Annotated in this window: 17 protein-coding genes; 13 read left to right on the top strand and 4 right to left on the bottom strand. The window is 41.6% G+C overall.

The features are described from left to right. Positions 1 to 20: 20 nt before the first annotated feature. Together ftsE and ftsX are read left to right on the top strand one after the other, a co-directional pair. A complete protein-coding gene (gene ftsE / locus AC3E8G_RS06500) occupies positions 21 to 713 on the top strand; it encodes a cell division ATP-binding protein FtsE (RefSeq protein ID WP_126404538.1) in 693 nt (230 codons plus the stop codon). Next, positions 706 to 1,632, top strand: coding sequence for a permease-like cell division protein FtsX (gene ftsX, locus AC3E8G_RS06495; protein ID WP_314368465.1), 927 nt, complete (start codon positions 706 to 708; stop codon positions 1,630 to 1,632). Before ftsE ends, ftsX begins: the two co-directional genes overlap by 8 nt. 192 nt (positions 1,633 to 1,824) lie before the next feature. Here ftsX and AC3E8G_RS06490 read toward each other — a convergent pair whose 3' ends face one another. Further along, positions 1,825 to 2,466: an MBL fold metallo-hydrolase gene (locus AC3E8G_RS06490; RefSeq protein ID WP_490677305.1), complete on the bottom strand. Its 642-nt coding sequence runs from the start codon at positions 2,464 to 2,466 to the stop codon at positions 1,825 to 1,827. Positions 2,467 to 2,625: 159 nt separating this feature from the next. On the opposite strand from AC3E8G_RS06490, the gene AC3E8G_RS06485 reads away from it, so the two are divergent. The 8 genes from AC3E8G_RS06485 (at position 2,626) to AC3E8G_RS06450 (ending at position 13,639) form a co-directional block, all read left to right on the top strand. After that, a complete protein-coding gene (locus AC3E8G_RS06485) occupies positions 2,626 to 5,085 on the top strand; it encodes a bifunctional DnaQ family exonuclease/ATP-dependent helicase (protein ID WP_490677304.1) in 2,460 nt (819 codons plus the stop codon). Between the two features lies 1 nt (position 5,086). Further along, on the top strand, positions 5,087 to 6,094 hold the full coding sequence (locus tag AC3E8G_RS06480) for a YeiH family protein (RefSeq protein ID WP_490677303.1): 1,008 nt from the start codon (positions 5,087 to 5,089) through the stop codon (positions 6,092 to 6,094). 16 nt (positions 6,095 to 6,110) lie between these two features. Beyond that, entirely contained in the window at positions 6,111 to 7,355 is a 1,245-nt protein-coding gene (locus AC3E8G_RS06475) for an FtsW/RodA/SpoVE family cell cycle protein (RefSeq protein ID WP_490677302.1), read from the top strand. A gap of 1 nt (position 7,356) precedes the next feature. After that, positions 7,357 to 7,914: a DJ-1 family glyoxalase III gene (locus AC3E8G_RS06470; protein ID WP_490677301.1), complete on the top strand. Its 558-nt coding sequence runs from the start codon at positions 7,357 to 7,359 to the stop codon at positions 7,912 to 7,914. Positions 7,915 to 8,093: 179 nt separating this feature from the next. Beyond that, a complete protein-coding gene (locus tag AC3E8G_RS06465) occupies positions 8,094 to 8,657 on the top strand; it encodes an HAD-IA family hydrolase (protein WP_490677300.1) in 564 nt (187 codons plus the stop codon). A gap of 12 nt (positions 8,658 to 8,669) precedes the next feature. Continuing rightward, on the top strand, positions 8,670 to 10,619 hold the full coding sequence (gene gyrB / locus AC3E8G_RS06460; RefSeq protein ID WP_490677299.1) for a DNA topoisomerase (ATP-hydrolyzing) subunit B: 1,950 nt from the start codon (positions 8,670 to 8,672) through the stop codon (positions 10,617 to 10,619). An 86-nt stretch (positions 10,620 to 10,705) separates the two neighbouring features. Beyond that, positions 10,706 to 12,430 (top strand): septation ring formation regulator EzrA, encoded by a 1,725-nt coding sequence (gene ezrA / locus AC3E8G_RS06455; protein WP_490677298.1) that lies wholly within the window; start codon positions 10,706 to 10,708, stop codon positions 12,428 to 12,430. Positions 12,431 to 12,520: 90 nt separating this feature from the next. Next, positions 12,521 to 13,639 (top strand): glycerate kinase, encoded by a 1,119-nt coding sequence (locus tag AC3E8G_RS06450; RefSeq protein WP_490677297.1) that lies wholly within the window; start codon positions 12,521 to 12,523, stop codon positions 13,637 to 13,639. A gap of 57 nt (positions 13,640 to 13,696) precedes the next feature. Here the strand turns inward: AC3E8G_RS06450 and AC3E8G_RS06445 are convergent, their stop codons facing one another. Next, positions 13,697 to 14,140 carry a DUF1694 domain-containing protein gene (locus AC3E8G_RS06445; RefSeq protein ID WP_490677296.1) on the bottom strand — a complete coding sequence of 148 codons (444 nt, stop codon included), beginning with the start codon at positions 14,138 to 14,140 and terminating at the stop codon, positions 13,697 to 13,699. 186 nt (positions 14,141 to 14,326) lie between these two features. Between AC3E8G_RS06445 and eno the strand changes: the two genes are divergently transcribed. After that, positions 14,327 to 15,631, top strand: coding sequence for a surface-displayed alpha-enolase (gene eno / locus AC3E8G_RS06440; RefSeq protein ID WP_006597394.1), 1,305 nt, complete (start codon positions 14,327 to 14,329; stop codon positions 15,629 to 15,631). A 102-nt stretch (positions 15,632 to 15,733) separates the two neighbouring features. Here eno and AC3E8G_RS06435 read toward each other — a convergent pair whose 3' ends face one another. After that, complete coding sequence (locus AC3E8G_RS06435) at positions 15,734 to 15,919, bottom strand: hypothetical protein (protein WP_490677295.1); 186 nt, start codon at positions 15,917 to 15,919, stop codon at positions 15,734 to 15,736. Between the two features lie 76 nt (positions 15,920 to 15,995). Further along, on the bottom strand, positions 15,996 to 17,006 hold the full coding sequence (locus tag AC3E8G_RS06430; protein WP_042361161.1) for a lactonase family protein: 1,011 nt from the start codon (positions 17,004 to 17,006) through the stop codon (positions 15,996 to 15,998). Between the two features lie 175 nt (positions 17,007 to 17,181). On the opposite strand from AC3E8G_RS06430, the gene AC3E8G_RS06425 reads away from it, so the two are divergent. Continuing rightward, entirely contained in the window at positions 17,182 to 18,351 is a 1,170-nt protein-coding gene (locus AC3E8G_RS06425; RefSeq protein WP_048691022.1) for an AI-2E family transporter, read from the top strand. After that, the gene (locus tag AC3E8G_RS06420; RefSeq protein WP_490677294.1) at positions 18,341 to 19,579 is read left to right on the top strand and encodes a tetratricopeptide repeat protein; all 1,239 of its coding nucleotides are present in this window, start codon (positions 18,341 to 18,343) and stop codon (positions 19,577 to 19,579) included. Before AC3E8G_RS06425 ends, AC3E8G_RS06420 begins: the two co-directional genes overlap by 11 nt. The last annotated feature ends 145 nt before the right edge of the window (positions 19,580 to 19,724 follow it).

The raw sequence follows: 19,724 nt of genomic DNA, 5'->3' as shown, positions 1-19,724 counted from the left end.
TGGAAAGGAATTTTCAATACATGTCAATGATTGAAATGAAAGATGTTGTCAAAAAGTATGACAACGGAACGACTGCTCTTCGAGGAGTGACCGTTCATATTGAACCAGGAGAATTTGCCTATATTGTAGGACCTTCTGGTGCAGGTAAATCAACCTTTATTCGCTTACTTTACCGTGAGGTGAAGCATGATAAAGGAACCTTGAAAGTTGCTGGTTTTGATTTAGATAAAATCAAAAAACGCGATATTCCGAAGTTGCGTCGGAACGTTGGGGTAGTCTTCCAAGACTACAAATTGCTTCCTAAAAAGACTGTTTATGAAAATATTGCCTACGCAATGGAAGTAATTGGAGAGCGTCGTAGAAACATTAAAAAACGCGTTATGGAAGTTTTGGATCTTGTTGGTTTGAAACACAAGGTTCGTTCATTCCCAAATGAGCTTTCAGGTGGTGAGCAACAACGGATCGCTATCGCGCGTGCCATCGTCAACAATCCTAAAGTATTGATTGCAGACGAACCAACAGGGAACTTGGACCCAGATAACTCTTGGGAAATTATGAACCTCCTAGAGCGAATTAATTTGCAAGGAACCACTGTTTTGATGGCGACTCATAATAGCCAAATTGTAAATACACTTCGTCACCGTGTTATCGCCATTGAAAATGGCCGTGTTGTACGGGATGAAGCGGAAGGAGAGTACGGATACGATGATTAGAAGATTTTTCCGCCATCTCATTGAATCATTTAAAAGTTTAAAACGGAATGGCTGGATGACCATTGCTGCGGTTAGTTCGGTGACGATTACACTTGGACTTGTAGCGATTTTTGCCTCAGTCATTGCTAATACGATCAAGCTATCAGATGATATTCAAAATAGTGTACGGATTGTTGTCTATATGCGTAAGGATATCCAAGATCAAAGCCAGCAGATCGAAAAAGAAGGCCAGATGGTTGATAATGAGGACTATAAGAAAGTCTATAATGCATTGACAGCCATGAAGAATGTTGATAAAGTTGAGTTCTCCAGCAAGGAAGAACAGTATGAAAACTTGATCAAGACTGCCGGTAACAACTGGAAAATTTTTGACGGGGATGCTAATCCTCTCTATGATGCTTATTTTGTAGAGACAACGGCTCCTAAATATGTGAAAGAGGTTTCTAAAGCCGCTAAGAAAATTGAAGGGGTGTCTGAAGTCAAAGATGGGGGAGTTGATACTCAACGTCTCTTTGCTCTCGGGAACTTCATCCGTATTTGGGGCTTGATTGGTGCTGGTTTACTAATCTTTATCGCGGTCTTCTTGATTTCTAATACGATTCGGATTACCATTATTTCACGAAGTCGAGAAATTAAGATTATGCGTCTGGTAGGTGCGAAGAGTGGCTATATTCGTGCACCATTCCTTTTGGAAGGTGCCTGGATTGGTTTGATTGGTGCAATTCCACCAGCTCTCTTGCTTTATTATGTCTATAATATTGTCTACAAATCGATGTACAATACCCTACAAGATCAGAAATTGTTCTTATACAGTCCAAACCTTCTTGTTCCAATTATGGTCGGTGGTTTGTTTGGTCTCGGTATTTTAATTGGAGCGATTGGCTCATCTATTTCAATGAGACGTTTCTTGAAGATTTAAGAACATAAAAAAAGAGGCTGGGACAAAAATCCTAGCCTCTTAATTGTCTTTGGATTGTCGAGCAAGACGCAGTGGTTGAGTGGGCTCTACTACGCTGATTACATCAGCTTTTACAGCCCTACTCAACTGTGCGGAGGTGGGACGACGAAATCGAATTCTAACGAATTACCGATTTCTGTCCCACTCTCTTTTTTAACGATTCCGAAAAAAGGGATTAAACATTTTTTCATGACCGATGGTGGTGTCATTCCCATGTCCTGGGTAAACTGTATAAGAGGATGGAAGAGTGAGCAATTGTGTCTCAATACTTTCAAGAAGTTGAGGGCCACTTCCTGTAGGCAAATCAGTCCTTCCAATGGTTTCTCGGAAAAGGGCATCACCTGTCAAGACGAGGTGATCATCAGGAAAGACAAAGGAGACCCCTCCGATGGAATGTCCTGGTGTATGAAGGACATAAAAATGGAAGTTTTTCAAATGATAATCTGTTTGGTAGTTAAAATGCTCTTCGGCTGGCTGGCAGACCACATCCATTAAATCAGAATGGCGGTCTAGTCCGGAAAGGTTGTCCACAGGACTTTGGAGCCAGGTCGATTCATGAGCATCTACATAAACAGGTGGATGGCCATAAGTTTCCCGCACCTTCTCTAAACTCATGATATGGTCGTAGTGGGTATGGGTAAGGAGAATAGCAACAATTGGTTTTGCGAGCTGATCAATGCGGTTTCGAATATTTTCCCAGGCACTACCAGGATCAACAACGAGAAGATCATTTTCATTTTCAAGTAGGTAGGTGTTTTCATAAGCGATGGGGTTGACAATGCGGTGGATTTTCATAAGAGCTCCTTTCTCTATTAGTCTATCAAAAATATGGCAAAATAGCTGACTAAAACGCCTCTAGAGACCGAAGAATTATCGCTTGGTTGAATTTAGCTCCTTCAATGTCATTAAAATACCAAGCAAAGCGAGTCGGAAAATGATATAATTTTAAGTGCTATGACGACGAATGTTAAAAGAAAATATGCTGTCGTGGACCTGGAAGCGACCAGTGCAAGCAGCAATGCAAAAATTATTCAAATCGGGATTGTCATCATTCAAGATGGGCAGATTGTAGAGAGCTATGAGACAGACGTCAACCCGCATGAGGAACTAGATGAACATATTCGCCAACTGACTGGAATTACCAATCAGCAACTAAAAAAGGCACCGGATTTTTCTCAGGTAGCCAGGGAAGTTTATGAACTGATAGAAGATGCTGTCTTTGTGGCTCATAATGTCAAATTTGATGCTAATCTCTTGGCAGAATCTTTGTTTTGGGAAGGATTTGAGCTCATAACACCCCGGATCGACACGGTTGAATTGGCTCAAGTCTTTTTCCCAACTTTAGAAAGATACAATTTAAGTAGCCTATGCGAAGAATTTGCGATTCCCTTAGACCATGCTCATTCAGCCATCTCAGATGCCCAAGCAACCGCCCAGCTATTTCTTAAGCTTCGTGAAACGATTGCTTCCTTACCAAGAGAATTGGTGGAAACCTTGCTGTCCTTTTCTGATAATCTAATTTACGAATCGAGACTCTTGATGGAGGATGCTTTCGAGGATACGCTAGCTTTTCATGATGAGGACTTGACATCCCATCATGGGATTTTTCTTCGTAAGCCTCTTAAGAGAAGAGATGCTAAGAATTTTTCTGATCAGTTTGATATTAATATCCAGTTAATGGGGATGGAACCCCGCCCCTTGCAGAAAGAGTTTGCTCAGTCGATTAAAGAAAGTCTTCAGTCCTCTAGAAATATAGCTACCTTTGTCGAGGGACCTACTGGGATTGGAAAAACCTATGGGTACCTTCTTCCTATACTAGCGCATACAAAGGACCAGATTGTTGTTAGTGTTCCGACCAAGGTCTTGCAAGATCAAATCATGCAACAGGAAGCAAAGAAAATTGAGGCCGTTTTTCAGACCTCTTTTCATAGTTTAAAGAGTCCTCAAAATTATTTAAAGTTGGATGAGTTCTTTAAAATGCTTCATGAACCAGAAGAAAATCGTCTCTTGAATCGGTTCAAAATGCAATTACTGGTCTGGTTGGCTCAAACAAGGACAGGTGATCTAAACGAAGTGGGGCAGCTTCATCGCTACGGGAATTTTGTTCAACGGATCCGTCATGATGGAAACCTATCAAAAAAATCTTTATTTTACACAGAAGATTTTTGGCGTCTCGGTCAAGAAAAAGCTAAAATGAGCCGAGTCTTGCTTACCAATCATGCCTATTTATTGACTCGTTTAGAAGACGATCCTTCATTGGTAGAAAATCGAACCCTAGTGGTGGATGAAGCGCAAAAACTGTATTTTTCATTGGAGCACTTTTCAAGGGCTTCCTTATCATTATCAGATTTTATGCTAGATCTGCAGCGTGAGATAGAAATAGAAAAATCCTTGTTGAAACGACGGATCCTTGAAAGTCTCCAATTTGAATTGAATGCCTTACTCAAACATCTTGAATCGGGAAGTAAAAAGATCGAACTAACAGTGGATCAGGTGAAAAAGATTCGCCAGGATTTATCTGAACTAGACAGTCCAGTTTTAGCGGAATTAAAAACGGTCTTTGATTCTCGTTTTCAAATTTTTTGGATGGATCGGACACAAGAGGACCAGCATTCGATTATTCGACTACAGTCTGGAAGAGAGGGCTTGGTTTCACTTCAAGACTTTATTCCGACGACCACCAGACTTCTCTTGGTCTCAGCTACCTTATCGATTAGTAAAAAGGTCAATCTAGCTTCGATTTTAGGAATTGAGAACTACCAATTCATCGGGAAAGAACTGTCCTATCATCAAGGTCAAACCATTTTCATCGATCGAGAATTTCCTGATTTAACCAACCTGACTCAAGAGGAATTAGCAATCTCTTTAGCAGGATATTTGGATGAGCTAGCAGCTACTGGCTTGCCTCTCTTTGCCTTGTTTACGTCCAAAGACTTGCTTCTAGCGACTTCACAACAGATGACAGTGAGCCATCTGGCTCAGTATAAAAATGGCGAAGCGGCAAATATTAAACGGCGATTTGATAGAGGGGAAGCTTCTGTCCTTTTAGGATCCGGTAGTTTTTGGGAGGGAGTCGATTTTGCCCAGCAAGCAAAAATCATTCAAGTCATTCCTCGCATTCCTTTTGATAATCCAAGTGATTTCTTCGTACAAAAGCTCCATGAAGGCTTGCGTCTAGAAGGGAAAAATCCCTTCTATGATTATAGTTTGCCACTAGCTATTTTACGCTTAAAGCAGGCTCTTGGACGCTCGAATCGTTCGAGCGAGCAAGAATCTCTAGTTATTTTATTAGATCAACGCTTATTAAACCGTCAATATGGCTCGCAGATCCAAGCCAGTCTTGAGAAAATAGCTCCTCTTGTCATTGCTAAGACAGGAGAGGTAAAAGAAGTTGTTGATCAATTTAGGAGTTAAAATGAATAATAAAACTAATTGGAGCCCGTATATTCCAGGTGTTATGATTGCAGCTATTGCAGCAGGACTATCTATGCTATTAGGAAAAGCAGTGCCTATCCTTGGATCTAGTCTCTTTGCTATCTTATGTGGCATCCTTTTGAATGCCAGCAAACTCTTGCCTCAAAATAGTAGACCGGGACTAGCTTATTCAGGGAAAAAACTCTTGCAATATTCGATTATCTTGATGGGCTTTACCTTGTCCTTTCAAAAGGTGACCCAATTGGGCCTGTCTTCTTTGATCATTAGTTTACCGACCATCAGTATTGCCTTTCTCACTGCTTTTGCAGTGGGCTACCTCTTAAAAGCTCCAAAGATCTTAACGGCCTTGGTTGGAATGGGGACAGCAATTTGTGGAGGCTCTGCAATCGCGGCGGCTTCTCCTGTTCTAGAAGCTGATGAAAACGACATCGCTCTGTCTATGTCGACCATCTTTTTCTTCAACATCCTAGCGGTTTTCCTCTTTCCTTTCTTTGGTCACCTCCTTGCTATGACAGATCGGCAATTTGGCTTTTGGGCGGGAACGGCCATTAATGATACTTCATCTGTTGTAGCGGCCGCATTTTCCTATAGTAAAGCAGCTGGTGAAGTGGCTACGGTTGTGAAGTTGACCCGAGCTTTGATGATTATTCCGATCTGTTTTGGGATGTTGGGACTAAAAATTCTAGGACGGTCGAAACAGGATCGAGAAGGGAAGCAAGTGAAATTGAGTAAAATTGTTCCTTGGTTTATTTTCTACTTCCTTTTGGCCTCTTTAGTGACGTCCTTTGGCTGGTTTCCAAGTTCTTGGATCCCCTTCTGTAAGTGGTTGTCACACTATTTGATGGCCATGGCCTTGGTTGGCATTGGCAGTCATGTGTCTATTCAAGCCTTCCGCAAGCAAGGGCTAGCTCCTCTTCTTATCGGCCTTGTTGCCTGGGTAGCTGTATCCATTTCTAGTCTGCTACTTCAACACTTTTTAGGAATCTAAATGAAAGGGAGATAAAATGAAGAGACGTCAGTCTTTCAAACTTAGAGGAGATTTCTCCTTGATCACCACTGTTTTGTTATTGTTGGCATTTGGAGTGGTGGCAGTCTACATTGCAGTTTCAAATGATTATCCTGACCTGGTTTGGCCCATTCTAGGCCAACAGGTTGCCTGGATTGTTTTGGGCTGTATGATTAGTTTTGTCGTCATGCTCTTTAATACAGAATTTTTATGGAAAGTGACGCCTTATTTGTATGTCTTTGGTTTGGTCTTAATGGTCTTACCCCTTTATTTTTACAACCCAAACTTGGTTGCTTCGACCGGTTCTAAAAACTGGATATCCTATAAGGGGATTAGCCTCTTTCAACCATCAGAATTTATGAAAATTTCTTATATCTTGATGGTCTCTCGTTCGATTGTTCATTTTTTACGAAACAATAGGGAAGAAGAGCGAACGCTAAAAAAAGACTTTTCTCTCATTCTACAAATTGCTGCCTATACCGTACCGGTTCTTGGGCTCTTAGCCTTCCAACATGATTTTGGGACCTCCTTGGTATTTATGGCGATTTTCTCAGGGGTAGTCCTCCTCTCAGGGGTCTCCTGGAAGATCATTTTACCAATCTTTTTAACCCTCGCAGGGGGAATCGCTCTCTTTTTGGCCATCTTTCTATCAAACGGTGGGCGGGCCTTTCTCCATCAAACTCTGGGGATGCCCACCTATCAGATGAATCGTATTTTAGCCTGGTTAAATCCTTTTGATTATGCACAAACCATGACTTTCCAACAGGCTCAAGGACAGTTGGCAATCGCAAGCGGTGGTTTATTGGGCCAAGGCTTTAATGTATCCAACCTTTTAATCCCTGTCCGGGAGAGTGATATGATTTTTACGGTCATTGCGGAAGATTTTGGATTTGTAGGAGGACTGGGTCTCCTTCTCTTATACATGTTTTTAGTTTATAAAATGTTGCGAATTACTCTGAAATCCAATAATCAATTTTACACCTATATCTCAACTGGTTTCATCATGATGTTAGTCTTCCACATATTTGAGAATATTGGGGCCGTAACAGGTATATTACCACTGACTGGAATTCCCTTGCCTTTTATCTCACAAGGGGGATCGGCTATTGTTAGTAACCTCATTGGGATTGGCTTATTGTTATCCATGAGCCATCAAAATCGAGTGACAGAAGAACGAAAAAAAGAAAGTCGACTATTGAGGCAAAAACAACTCAGTCGGCTACAAGAGAAAGGAATCATTTGATATGTCAAAAGTAGCAGTTATGTTAGCAAGTGGGTTTGAGGAAATAGAAGCCTTGACCGTTGTCGATGTCCTGCGAAGAGCAGCAATCGAGTGCCAAATGGTTGGATTTGATCCAGAAGTGACAGGTTCTCATGGCATCACAGTGAAGGTAGATGAAATCTGGTCCGGTTCATTGGATCAATTTGATGGCATTGTCCTTCCAGGAGGGATGCCTGGTGCGGCGAATCTACGCGACCATGAAGGCTTGATTCAGTCTTTAAAAGAAGCCCATGAACAAGGGAAAAGTCTTGCGGCTATTTGTGCAGCTCCTATTGTGTTGGATCGGGCAGGAGTGTTAGATGAAAAACACTACACCTGCTATGATGGCTTTGAAAAAGAAATTGCAACAGGACACTATGTGAAAGAAGCAGTGGTTCAGGATGGTCACATCTTGACCAGTCGGGGTCCTGCAACTGCACTGGCTTTTTCTTATGCATTGGTCAACCATTTTGGTGGGGATGCAGCAAAATTAAGAGCAGGCATGCTCTATCAAGATGTTTTTGGGACATCGGCCCCATAGATGGTGAGATGAAAAATGAAGGTAGGGAATTTCCTGTCTTCATTTTTTTATCGTCTAGATTTCTTAAAATATAAATGCTTTTTGAATGAAAGTAAAATAGGTGGGAGATGACTGTAAAAAAACCGTGAAAACATTGACTTTACAAGCAATTTTTTGAAAAATATGGTATAATTGAAGCTATGGATTATCATGATTTTATATGGGATCTTGGTGGGACTTTATTGGACAATTATGAGACCTCTACAAAAGCTTTTGTAGCGACCTTACAGTATTTCCAAAGGGAGGCTGATCATGATTCCGTTTATGCAGCTTTAAAGGTTTCCACGGATTATGCTGTTCAGCAGTTTGCCTCAGACCTTCCAGACTTTTTGGGAGAGTATAAACAGCGAGAGAAAGAAGCTCTTGAAATCCCCTGCTTATTCGAGGGGACTGAGGAGTTATTGCATCGTCTAACAGCAGTCGGAGCCCGTCATTTTTTGGTTTCTCACCGTGACCATCATGTAGAGACCATCTTAGAAAAAACAGGGATTCGTCATTACTTTACAGAAGTTGTGACAGCTGATGATGGTTTTCCACGTAAACCAGATCCTACGTCCATGTTGTATCTAAAAGACAAGTATGCGATTGAGTCAGGCTTGGTGATTGGAGATCGCCCGATCGATATCGAAGCTGGTCAAAGAGCTGGCATGGAGACCTATTTGTTTGACTCAATGGATCAATTAAGTGCCTATATTTTTAATTAGAAAAGGGAAAGAATGACAGAAGAATTGAAGCAAGAAACGACTGGCCAAGAATATGATGCCAGTCAGATTCAGGTTTTAGAAGGTTTAGAAGCAGTTCGGATGCGTCCGGGGATGTATATCGGATCCACTTCTAAAGAAGGTCTTCACCATTTGGTCTGGGAAATCGTCGATAACTCAATCGATGAGGCCCTTGCTGGCTTTGCTAGCCATATCGAAGTCTTTATCGAAGCTGATAATTCGATTACAGTCGTCGATGATGGACGGGGGATTCCGGTTGACATTCAAGAAAAAACGGGTCGTCCAGCGGTTGAAACTGTCTTTACCGTTCTCCATGCAGGAGGAAAATTTGGCGGTGGTGGTTACAAGGTTTCTGGTGGACTCCATGGAGTTGGATCATCCGTCGTAAATGCCTTGTCGACTCAGTTAGATGTTCATGTCCATAAGAATGGCCAAATTCATTACCAAGAATACAAACGGGGACAAGTCGTTGCAGATCTTGAAGTCATTGGCGAAACAGATCGAACTGGTACAACCGTACACTTTACTCCAGATCCAGAGATTTTCACAGAAACTACTGAATTTGACTTTGAGAAGTTGAACAAACGGATTCAAGAATTAGCCTTCCTGAACCGTGGCTTACGGATCTCAATCACAGATAAGCGAGAAGGGCAAGAGCAGACAAAAGATTACCACTATGAGGGTGGGATTGCTAGTTATGTAGAGTACATCAACGAAAACAAGGATGTCATCTTCGAAACTCCGATCTATACCGATGGAGAATTGGATGATATCACGGTTGAAGTAGCCATGCAGTATACGACTGGTTATCACGAAACCGTCATGAGTTTTGCCAATAATATCCACACCCACGAAGGGGGGACTCATGAGCAAGGTTTCCGTACAGCTTTAACCCGTGTCATCAACGACTATGCGCGTAAGAATAAACTTCTCAAGGACAATGAAGAAAATCTAACAGGGGAAGATGTCCGGGAAGGGTTGACAGCAGTGATCTCTGTCAAACACCCAAATCCACAGTTTGAAGGACAAACCAAGACAAAACTTGGAAACTCTGAAGTGGTGAAGATTACCAACCGGCTGTTCAGTGATGCTTTCTCTGATTTCTTGTTGGAAAATCCACAGATTGCCAAGAAAATTGTCGAAAAGGGAATTTTGGCTGCCAAAGCGCGTGTTGCTGCTAAGCGAGCTCGTGAAGTTACCCGCAAGAAATCTGGTTTAGAAATCTCAAACCTTCCTGGTAAATTAGCAGACTGTTCATCTAACAACCCAGTTGAGACAGAACTCTTCATCGTTGAAGGAGACTCTGCCGGAGGATCTGCTAAATCAGGTCGGAACCGGGAGTTTCAGGCGATTCTCCCTATTCGTGGGAAAATCCTCAACGTGGAAAAGGCCAGCATGGACAAGATTTTAGCCAACGAAGAAATTCGTAGTCTTTTCACAGCCATGGGAACTGGTTTTGGTGCAGAGTTTGACGTATCAAAAGCCCGTTATCAAAAATTAGTCATCATGACAGATGCCGATGTCGATGGAGCTCATATTCGAACCCTCCTCTTAACCTTGATTTATCGCTATATGAAACCAGTTTTGGAGGCAGGCTATGTTTATATCGCCCAACCACCAATTTATGGTGTAAAAGTCGGTAGTGAGATCAAAGAATACATCCAACCAGGAGCCAACCAAGAAGCAGAATTAGCTGAAGCCTTAGAACGCTATTCTGAAGGTCGCTCCAAACCAACGATTCAACGATACAAAGGTTTGGGTGAGATGGATGATCATCAGCTCTGGGAAACAACGATGAACCCAGAACACCGCCTCATGGCACGTGTAACAGTTGATGATGCAGCAGAAGCAGATAAAATCTTTGATATGCTCATGGGAGATCGAGTAGAACCTCGCCGTGAATTTATCGAAGAAAATGCCGAATATAGTACACTTGATGTATAAAATTCTGCGATATTTGCCAATTATTCGAATATTTATGATATAATAACTACGATTACTTTCAAGTAATTTAATGAAGGAGTTTTTATATGTCTCGTGGACTAATTATTCTCATTATTGTCATTGGGGTCCTTTTGGTTTTAGGATATGTAGTGGCAGTCTTATTGAGAAAGCGTAACGAAGCCTTACTAGCAGCACTGGAAGAACGAAAAGAAGAGTTGTATAACCTTCCGGTAAATGATGAAGTAGAGGCTGTGAAGAATATGCATTTGATTGGTCAAAGTCAAGTTGCATTTCGTGAATGGAATCAAAAATGGGTGGACCTATCACTCAATTCTTTTGCCGATATTGAGAACAACCTCTTTGAAGCAGAAGGCTACAACAATTCTTTCCGCTTTTTAAAAGCGAAACAAGCAATTGGAAATATTGAGAGTCAGATTCAATTAATTGATGAAGACATCAAGGCTATCCGTCAAGCTTTATCTGAATTAAAAGAAAAAGAAGAAATGAATAGCGGTCGAGTTGTTCATGCCTTGGATATGTTTGAAAACTTGCAAAAACAAGTGGCTTCTGATCCAGATGCATACGGCCCAGCGCTTCCCGAAATTGAGAAGCAAGCTGAAAATATTCAAGTTGAGTTTTCAAAATTTGTAACCTTGAATTCATCAGGTGACCCTGTTGAAGCTGCTGAAATTTTGGATACAGCTGAAAACCACATTGTAGCCTTGACTCATATTGTTGAAAAAGTTCCTGCAATTGTGAAAGATGTACAAACAAATCTTCCTGATCAATTGGAAGATTTGGAAGCTGGACATCGCAAACTTTTGGAGTCTGGTTATCATTTTACAGAGACCGACTTGGAAGCACGTTTCCAACAATTGCATGCAGCTTTGAAAGCCAACCTACAAAATGTTGCTGCTCTTGAATTAGATAATGCGCTCTATGAAAATGAGCAGATTCAAGAAGAAATCAACGCCTTGTATGATATTTTCACTCGTGAAATTGAATCACACAAAGTCGTTGAAAAATTGGTCAAAGCCTTACCAGGTTACCTTGCCCATGCGAAGGAAAATAACAAGCGTTTAGCAGAAGAAGTTGAACGTCTCAGCAAAACATTCGAGAGCAAAGAACTCAAGGAAAATCATTTGAAAGAGTTAGAAGCTGAATTAACAGCTCAAGAGCTCGTTGTAGAGGATGCCTTGAAGGATACATCTGAAACTCAAAAAGCCTACTCTATTCTTCAAGAAGAGTTAGAAGCGATTGAAGAACGTCTGAAAGAAATTGAAGATGATCAAATTGCACTGAGCGAAACCTTGTCTAAGATTGAGAAAGACGACACCAATGCTCGTCAAAAGGTAAATATCTACGCCAACCGTTTACATGCCATTAAGCGCTACATGGATAAGCGTAACTTACCTGGAATTCCTCAATCCTTCCTTACTATCTTCTTCACTGCAAGTGATAACACAGAAGCTCTCTTGGCTGAGTTAGAAGGTCGTCGTGTCAATATTGAAAACGCCAACCGTCTCCTGGATATTTTGACCAACGATATGACAGAGTTAGAGGAAGAAACCTACAAATTAGTACAATATGCTACTCTAACAGAGCAGTTGCTTCAATACTCAAATCGCTATCGTTCATTCGACAATCATGTCCAAGCAGCGTTTGATGAAGCTTTGTACATCTTTGAAAAAGAGTATGACTATCCTGCTTCATTCAAAGTCATTTCAGAAGCATTGGAAACGGTAGAACCAGGAGTAACAGAGAGATTTGTTACCTCATTCGAAAAAACAAGAGAATCCATCCGATTCTAATCCAAAACATCCAGGAGAAAATTCCTGGATGTTTTTTTATGGAGATGAAGGTGTGATGGGAAAGGGAAGAATAGAAAAGGGGAGGAATCTATGAAAATATTAATTGCTCCAGATTCATTCAAAGAGTGCTTACCTGCGAAAGAAGTCGCGGAAGTTATTGCAGAAGGCTTGCGTCAGTCTCTTCTTGATGTAGAACCGGTCACCTGTCCAGTTGGAGATGGAGGGGAGGGGACAGTGGATGCCATCCACTACTCATTGGGATTAGAGGAAGCTAATACCCTTGTTACAGGCCCATTTGGAAAGCCGGTAGAAATGCGGTATGTGGAAAAGGATTCTCTGGCTCTCTTTGAAGTAGCCGACTTGATCGGGTTAGGAAAGATTCCAGTTGATCAACGTCGACCACTTGACATAGAAACCCGAGGAATTGGTGAACTGATCGGATATCTGATCAATAAGGGAAAAAAAGATATCTATATCGGGGTTGGAGGAACAGCGACCAACGATGGGGGCCTGGGACTTGCAGTAGGTCTGGGCTACAAATTCTATGATCGAGAAGGAAAGGAATTGAAGGCCTGTGGGCAAAGCCTTTTAGAATGGGATTCCATCCATAAAGAAGAAGCGATCAAGATTCCAGAGGATGTCCAGATATATATCTTAGCAGATGTGTCGAACCCTATATGTGGACTAGATGGAGCGACCTATACCTTTGGAAAACAAAAGGGACTGAGTCCTGCTTTGTTTGAGCAAGTAGATCAAGCTATTTACAGCTTTTATGAAAAGAACTGTGCGAATGTATTGACCCAAGCAGGGATGGGAGCTGGTGGTGGTCTTGCTGCTGGACTTTGTGCATTTGCGAAAGCGAGACTGGTATCAGGGATTGATAGCTGTTTAGATTTGATTGACTTTGACACTAAAGTAGCAACTGCAGACTTGGTCATTGTCGGTGAGGGGCGACTGGATCATCAGAGTCTATCCGGAAAAGCTCCGATAGGGGTTGCGAGAAGAACCCCAAAGAGAATTCCAGTAATAGCCATTTGTGGAAGTCTTGCAGATGATTTACCAAGCCTCCCATTTGAAAATATAGTCGGAGCTTTTTCCTGTACGAAACATCCCGATAGTTTAGAGCAACTTCTGAAGGATGCGAGGGAAAATCTTCTCTTTACAGCTAGAAATATCGGAAATCTATTAAGCATAGAAAAAAGCGGTTAAACCGCTTTTTTCCATCTAATGTTTAATACTAATAAAATGTCTAAGGGACAGCTCTGATCAACCAAACCATTTCTTCCAAAGAGAAGGTTTGGTCGGCTTCTTTTCTTCCTCCCAGAGATCTGCAAAAGCAGTTCGGAGGTCCTTGTCAGTAGTGTTCACTGGTGCATCTGTATGAATCACGAGCCCAAAAGGAGAGGAGTTATGCTCTTCCGAAACAATAGTAGACTGGCAACCGAACTCTTTTGCTTGTTTTAGATAGCTCAACTGGACACTAGAATCAACATTTGGGGAAATCTTTACAAAGAGAGGGTTAGCTTGTTCACTCAAACTCTTCAGCACCTTCAAAAAGCCCTTCTGAAGCTGAGGACTATTGCTTGTTTTTATATCGGCATATCCTAGAACGCGCTCTTCAAACGTACCTAGAAAGCGACGTTGTTCATCAGGATTTAATTTTAGGCCACCGTTAGCCTTTTCCATAATTTCTTTAGATAGATCAGTCATAAGAATAGTATATCATACTTTAGGTTAAAAATGCCAAACGTATAAAGGCTGATCGAAACAAAAAGAAAGCGATTTCTTGATAAAGTTAAGGAAAATCTGCACAAAGATAACGTTTTTTCTTGAAAAACGCGTATTTTTAAGGTATCATAGAGGTGTAAAAAATTTAAACTCAAAGGAGAGTAAGAAATGTCAATTATTACTGATGTTTACGCTCGCGAAGTCCTAGACTCACGCGGTAACCCAACACTTGAAGTAGAAGTTTATACTGAATCAGGTGCTTTCGGACGTGGTATGGTTCCATCAGGAGCTTCTACTGGTGAACACGAAGCAGTTGAACTTCGCGACGGTGACAAATCTCGTTACGGTGGTCTTGGAACTCAAAAAGCTGTTGACAATGTAAACAACATCATTGCTGAAGCAATCATCGGTTACGATGTTCGTGATCAACAAGCTATTGACCGTGCAATGATCGCTCTTGACGGTACTCCTAACAAAGGTAAATTGGGTGCGAACGCAATCCTTGGTGTGTCTATCGCTGTAGCTCGTGCTGCTGCTGACTACCTTGAAATCCCACTTTACAGCTACCTTGGTGGATTCAACACTAAAGTTCTTCCAACTCCAATGATGAACATCATCAACGGTGGTTCTCACTCAGATGCTCCAATCGCTTTCCAAGAGTTTATGATCTTGCCAGTTGGTGCACCTACATTTAAAGAAGCTCTTCGTTACGGTGCTGAAATCTTCCACGCTCTTAAGAAAATCCTTAAATCACGTGGTTTGGAAACTGCCGTAGGTGACGAAGGTGGATTCGCTCCTCGTTTCGAAGGAACTGAAGATGGTGTTGAAACTATCCTTGCTGCGATCGAAGCTGCTGGATATGTACCAGGTAAAGACGTATTCATCGGATTTGACTGTGCATCATCAGAATTCTACGATAAAGAACGTAAAGTCTACGACTACACTAAATTCGAAGGTGAAGGCGCTGCTGTTCGTACATCTGCAGAACAAATCGACTACCTTGAAGAATTGGTTAACAAATACCCAATCATCACTATCGAAGATGGTATGGATGAAAATGACTGGGAAGGTTGGAAAGCTCTTACTGAACGTCTTGGTAAGAAAGTCCAATTGGTTGGTGACGACTTCTTCGTAACAAACACTGACTACCTTGCACGTGGTATCCAAGAAGGTGCTGCTAACTCAATCCTTATCAAAGTTAACCAAATCGGTACTCTTACTGAAACTTTCGAAGCTATCGAAATGGCTAAAGAAGCTGGTTATACTGCCGTTGTATCACACCGTTCAGGTGAAACTGAAGATTCAACAATCGCTGACATCGCAGTTGCAACTAACGCAGGACAAATCAAGACTGGTTCACTTTCACGTACAGACCGTATCGCTAAATACAACCAATTGCTTCGCATCGAAGATCAACTTGGTGAAGTAGCTGAATACCGTGGATTGAAATCATTCTACAACTTGAAAAAATAATCTAGTTAACTAGATACAAGAGATCCTTGAGTTTTCTCAAGGATCTTTTTTTGTATTGGGCCTACAAAAAAACCTCAACTAGATAGTTGAGGAATCGTATTATTAGAACAAGCCTTTGATTTTATCAACAGCGCCGCTTACTAGATCGTTTCCAGCAACAAGAGCTTTCGCTTGTTCTAAGTAGTCACCAAGGTTATCCTTGTTGTCATCGATAATTTTTTTAGCAGCATCGAAATCTTTCTTTTCGATCATTTCTTTGACTTGTTTAAACAAATCCATTGGGTTCATGAGTTTTCTCCTATAACCTATTTATTATTATCACTATTTAATCACTTTTTAACCAAACTAGCAAGCGTTTTGATTGTTAGTTGAAGAGGACACAAACCGCCTCTGGTACGTGGAAATCATGGCTTAATTCAGTCAATCTACCACTCGTTTTATCGCGTTTAAAAACAGTGGCATTGTCTGAATCTTGATGAACTGCAATGAGATATTCTTGGTCCGGACTAAGAATGAAATCACGTGGATTGAGTCCATTGGTTGGAACGATTTCCAGAAGCACTAAGCTACCATCTGCCAAGATTTCATAAACTGCAATGGAGTTATGGGCACGATTTGAGGCATAGAGGAATTTCCCATCCTCTGAGAGGCGAATAGCAGCGGCCCATTTTTGACCTTCATACTCTTTAGGTAGGGTTGAGATGGTTTGGAAATGTTCAAAGTAGCCAAGTCCGTCATAGAAAAGGACATCGATGGTAGCGTTTAATTCGTTAATGAGGTAGGCGGTCTTGTAATGAGAGTGGAAAATGATATGACGTGGACCAGCACCTGGAGCTGTTTGATAGGTTTGAGTCTTCGTTAGTTTACCAAGATCATCGACTTGATAGACCACTACTTGATCGGTACCCAAATCACAAGTGATGAGTAGCTTATCGGGAGTGAGATCTGCATAATGTACATGGGGACTCGCTTGGTTTTCGTGAGGTCCAGAACCCTGATGAGTCGCTTGGTCGACAAAGGTTAAATGACCATCTTCATGGATGCGATATGAGAGGACTTGTCCCTTGTGGTAGTTAGCTCCATAGACCAAGCCACGCGCCTCATCAACAGAGACATAACAGAGGGGCGCCCCTTCCTCGACCACATGATTGATTAACTGGTGATCAGGACTAAAGCTTGCAATGCCGCCAAGACCTTGCTCCGCACCCACACTGTATAAGAAACCAGCTTTTGAAAAAGCGAGATAGGTTGGGTTTGGCTCTTGAGCAACTAGTTCTAAGTCGCTAAGTTGACCAGTTCTTTCATCGAAGGAAGCCTTATAAATTCCTTTAGAGTCTCGTTTGGTATAGGTTCCGAAATAAATATCTTGCATCACATGCACCTCGACTTTGTTGATAGCTCCATTATATCAGAAAAGAAGGGGATGGAAAACGATTAGGTGAAGGATTGACAAGCTAAGCATTAAAAAAAAGCTCACATTTCAGCTATATCGTGAAATTATGGACTAAAAATGCTAAAATAAAGACAGATTGAAAACGAAGGAGATTCCCGTGGAACATAAAGAAAAAGATTTTAGTTTATCCTGGTTTTTTAAATGGTTTGTAGATAATAAAGCCATTACTGTTTTTCTAGTAACCTTACTGATGGGATTGAATATTTTAGTTCTCAGCAAGATTAGTTTTATTTTTACACCCCTGTTAGAGTTTGGAGCAGCAGTCATGCTACCAGTCATTATTTCAGGGCTCCTCTATTATTTGTTAAATCCAATCGTGGACTTTTTGGAAAGGCACCGAGTCAAACGGATCATTGCAATTTCCATCGTCTTTATTTTGATCGCGCTTCTCATTTTATGGGGCTTGGCTGTCGCTATTCCAGCTATTCAACATCAAGTTCTTAGTTTTATGAAGAACCTGCCAGATTACTTGGAAAAGGCCAATAGGACCATCGATGATGTCTTAGACAACAAAGTGTCGCCAGAAATCAAGCCTCAGCTGGATGAATGGACCAGCCAATTGTCGCAGAATATTACCAGTTGGGCGAGTTCTTTTTCCGCCCGAGCAGTCAACTGGGTCAGCAATCTGATTACTGTCGCCTCTCAGGTCATTATCGCTTTGATTATTATGCCTTTTATCGTCTTCTATCTTTTGAGAGATGGAAAGAACTTAAAAGGGCAAATCATCCGTTTCTTGCCAACCAAGATTCGTAAATCTGCAGACAAAGTACTGTCTGATGTCAATACACAATTGGCTAATTATGTCAGAGGTCAGATTACTGTTGCTATCATCGTAGCTTTAATGTTTATTCTTCTGCTTAAGATCATTGGGCTTCGTTACGCTGTGACACTCGGTGTAACCGCTGGTTTTTTGAACTTGATACCATACTTGGGCAGCTTCTTGGCCATGCTCCCAGCCTTAGTCTTGGGGTTGGTGGCAGGACCAGAGATGTTTGTCAAAGTCGTCATTGTCTTTATTGTTGAGCAAACAATCGAGGGACGTTTCGTTTCCCCACTTGTCTTGGGGAGTCAGCTCAATATCCACCCAATCACGATTCTGTTTGTATTGATTACTTCTGGCTCTATGTTTGGAATCTGGGGAGTCTTCTTAGGAATCCCGGTTTATGCTTCGGCTAAAGTAGTCATCAGTGCTCTATTTGAATGGTATAAAGAGGTCAGTGGTTTGTACGAAAAGGACGAAGTTGAGGAAATTCAAAGTGAAGAATAGTCAAAAAATTCTAGAAGCAATTGAGAAACAAGAGCTAGATCGTCTGCCAGCTTATTTGGATAAGGCTTTGCTAGAAGATGATCCAGCTACCTTGTTAGAATTGGGACAATATTTTGAAAGTATTGGTTTTTACCCAGAAGCCAAGCAAACCTACTTGCATCTGAGAGATGATTATCCAGAGGTCTATCTGAGTCTAGCCACTATCGTAGCGGAAGATGGACTAATGGAAGAAGCCTTTGCTTATTTGGAAGAAATCCCGGAAAGTTCGGAATGGTATCTAGCCAGTCTCTTAGTCAAGGCAGACCTCTACCAAAGTGAGGGCTTGGCAGATGTGGCTCGAGAAAAACTGATGGAAGCAGCGACTCTTTCAGATGACCCTATTATTCAACTAGGCTTGGCAGAGATTGATTTAGAACTTGAAAATTACCAAGAAGCCATTCAAGAGTATGCTCAGTTAGACAACCGTCTCATTTTAGAAGAAACGGGCATTTCCACATACCAGCGGATTGGCTATGCTTATGCGAATCTGGGTCGGTTTGAGTCTGCTATTGAGTTTTTAGAAAAGGCCTTAGAAATTGAGTTTGACGACCAGATTGCCTATGAATTGGCAACCCTTCTCTCTGACCGAGAAGAGTATCAACGTTCTCTGATCTACTTCAAGCAGATTGATACACTGTCGCCAGACTTTGAAGGGTATGAATACGGCTATGCCTTGGCTCTTCAAGCTGAAAATGACCGAGAAACAGCGTTAGCAATAGCAGAGCAAGGAATCCAAAAGAATCCTTTTGACGCTTATCTCCTCCTTCTAGCCTCCCAATTGGCCTACGAGTTGCACCAGCCAGAAAAAGCAGAGAAGTATTTGTTAGAAGCCAAAGAAGTTGCTGAGGATCTTGAAGATATCGCCCTTCGTCTGACAACTCTTTATCTGGAACAGGAACGTTATGAAGACGTCCTTGAATGGCAAGAAGTGGAAGTGGAAAATGTCGTCACCCGTTGGAATATCGCTCGTGCCTTGGTAGCACTCGAAGAGGTTGAAAAAGCGGCTCCGATCTATGAAGAGCTCTTCCCAGATTTGAAAGAAAATCCAGAGTACTTAGAAAGCTATAGTTACCTCTTGAGAGAGTTGGGTTATGTCGCAAAAGCCCGGGAAGTGGCAGAAGGCTATTTGCAGCTAGTCCCAGATGATGGGCAAATGCAAGCTTTCTATGAGAGCCTGTTAGAAGATTAACTACTTGACCCTTGAAGGGCGGGAATCCGAACAAGTGTGCATCCTTGTTCTGGCCCGCTCTTTTTTTAATCAGTCTTTCTGTCATTGTCCTTGAGATTGTGGTATACTGGAAGGGCTGAAAAGAAGACAAGATGAATGAGGGAGA

Source organism: Streptococcus sp. SCPM-O-B-15294 (M123), assembly GCF_058200455.1.
This window is presented reverse-complemented; position numbering and strand designations above follow the sequence as displayed.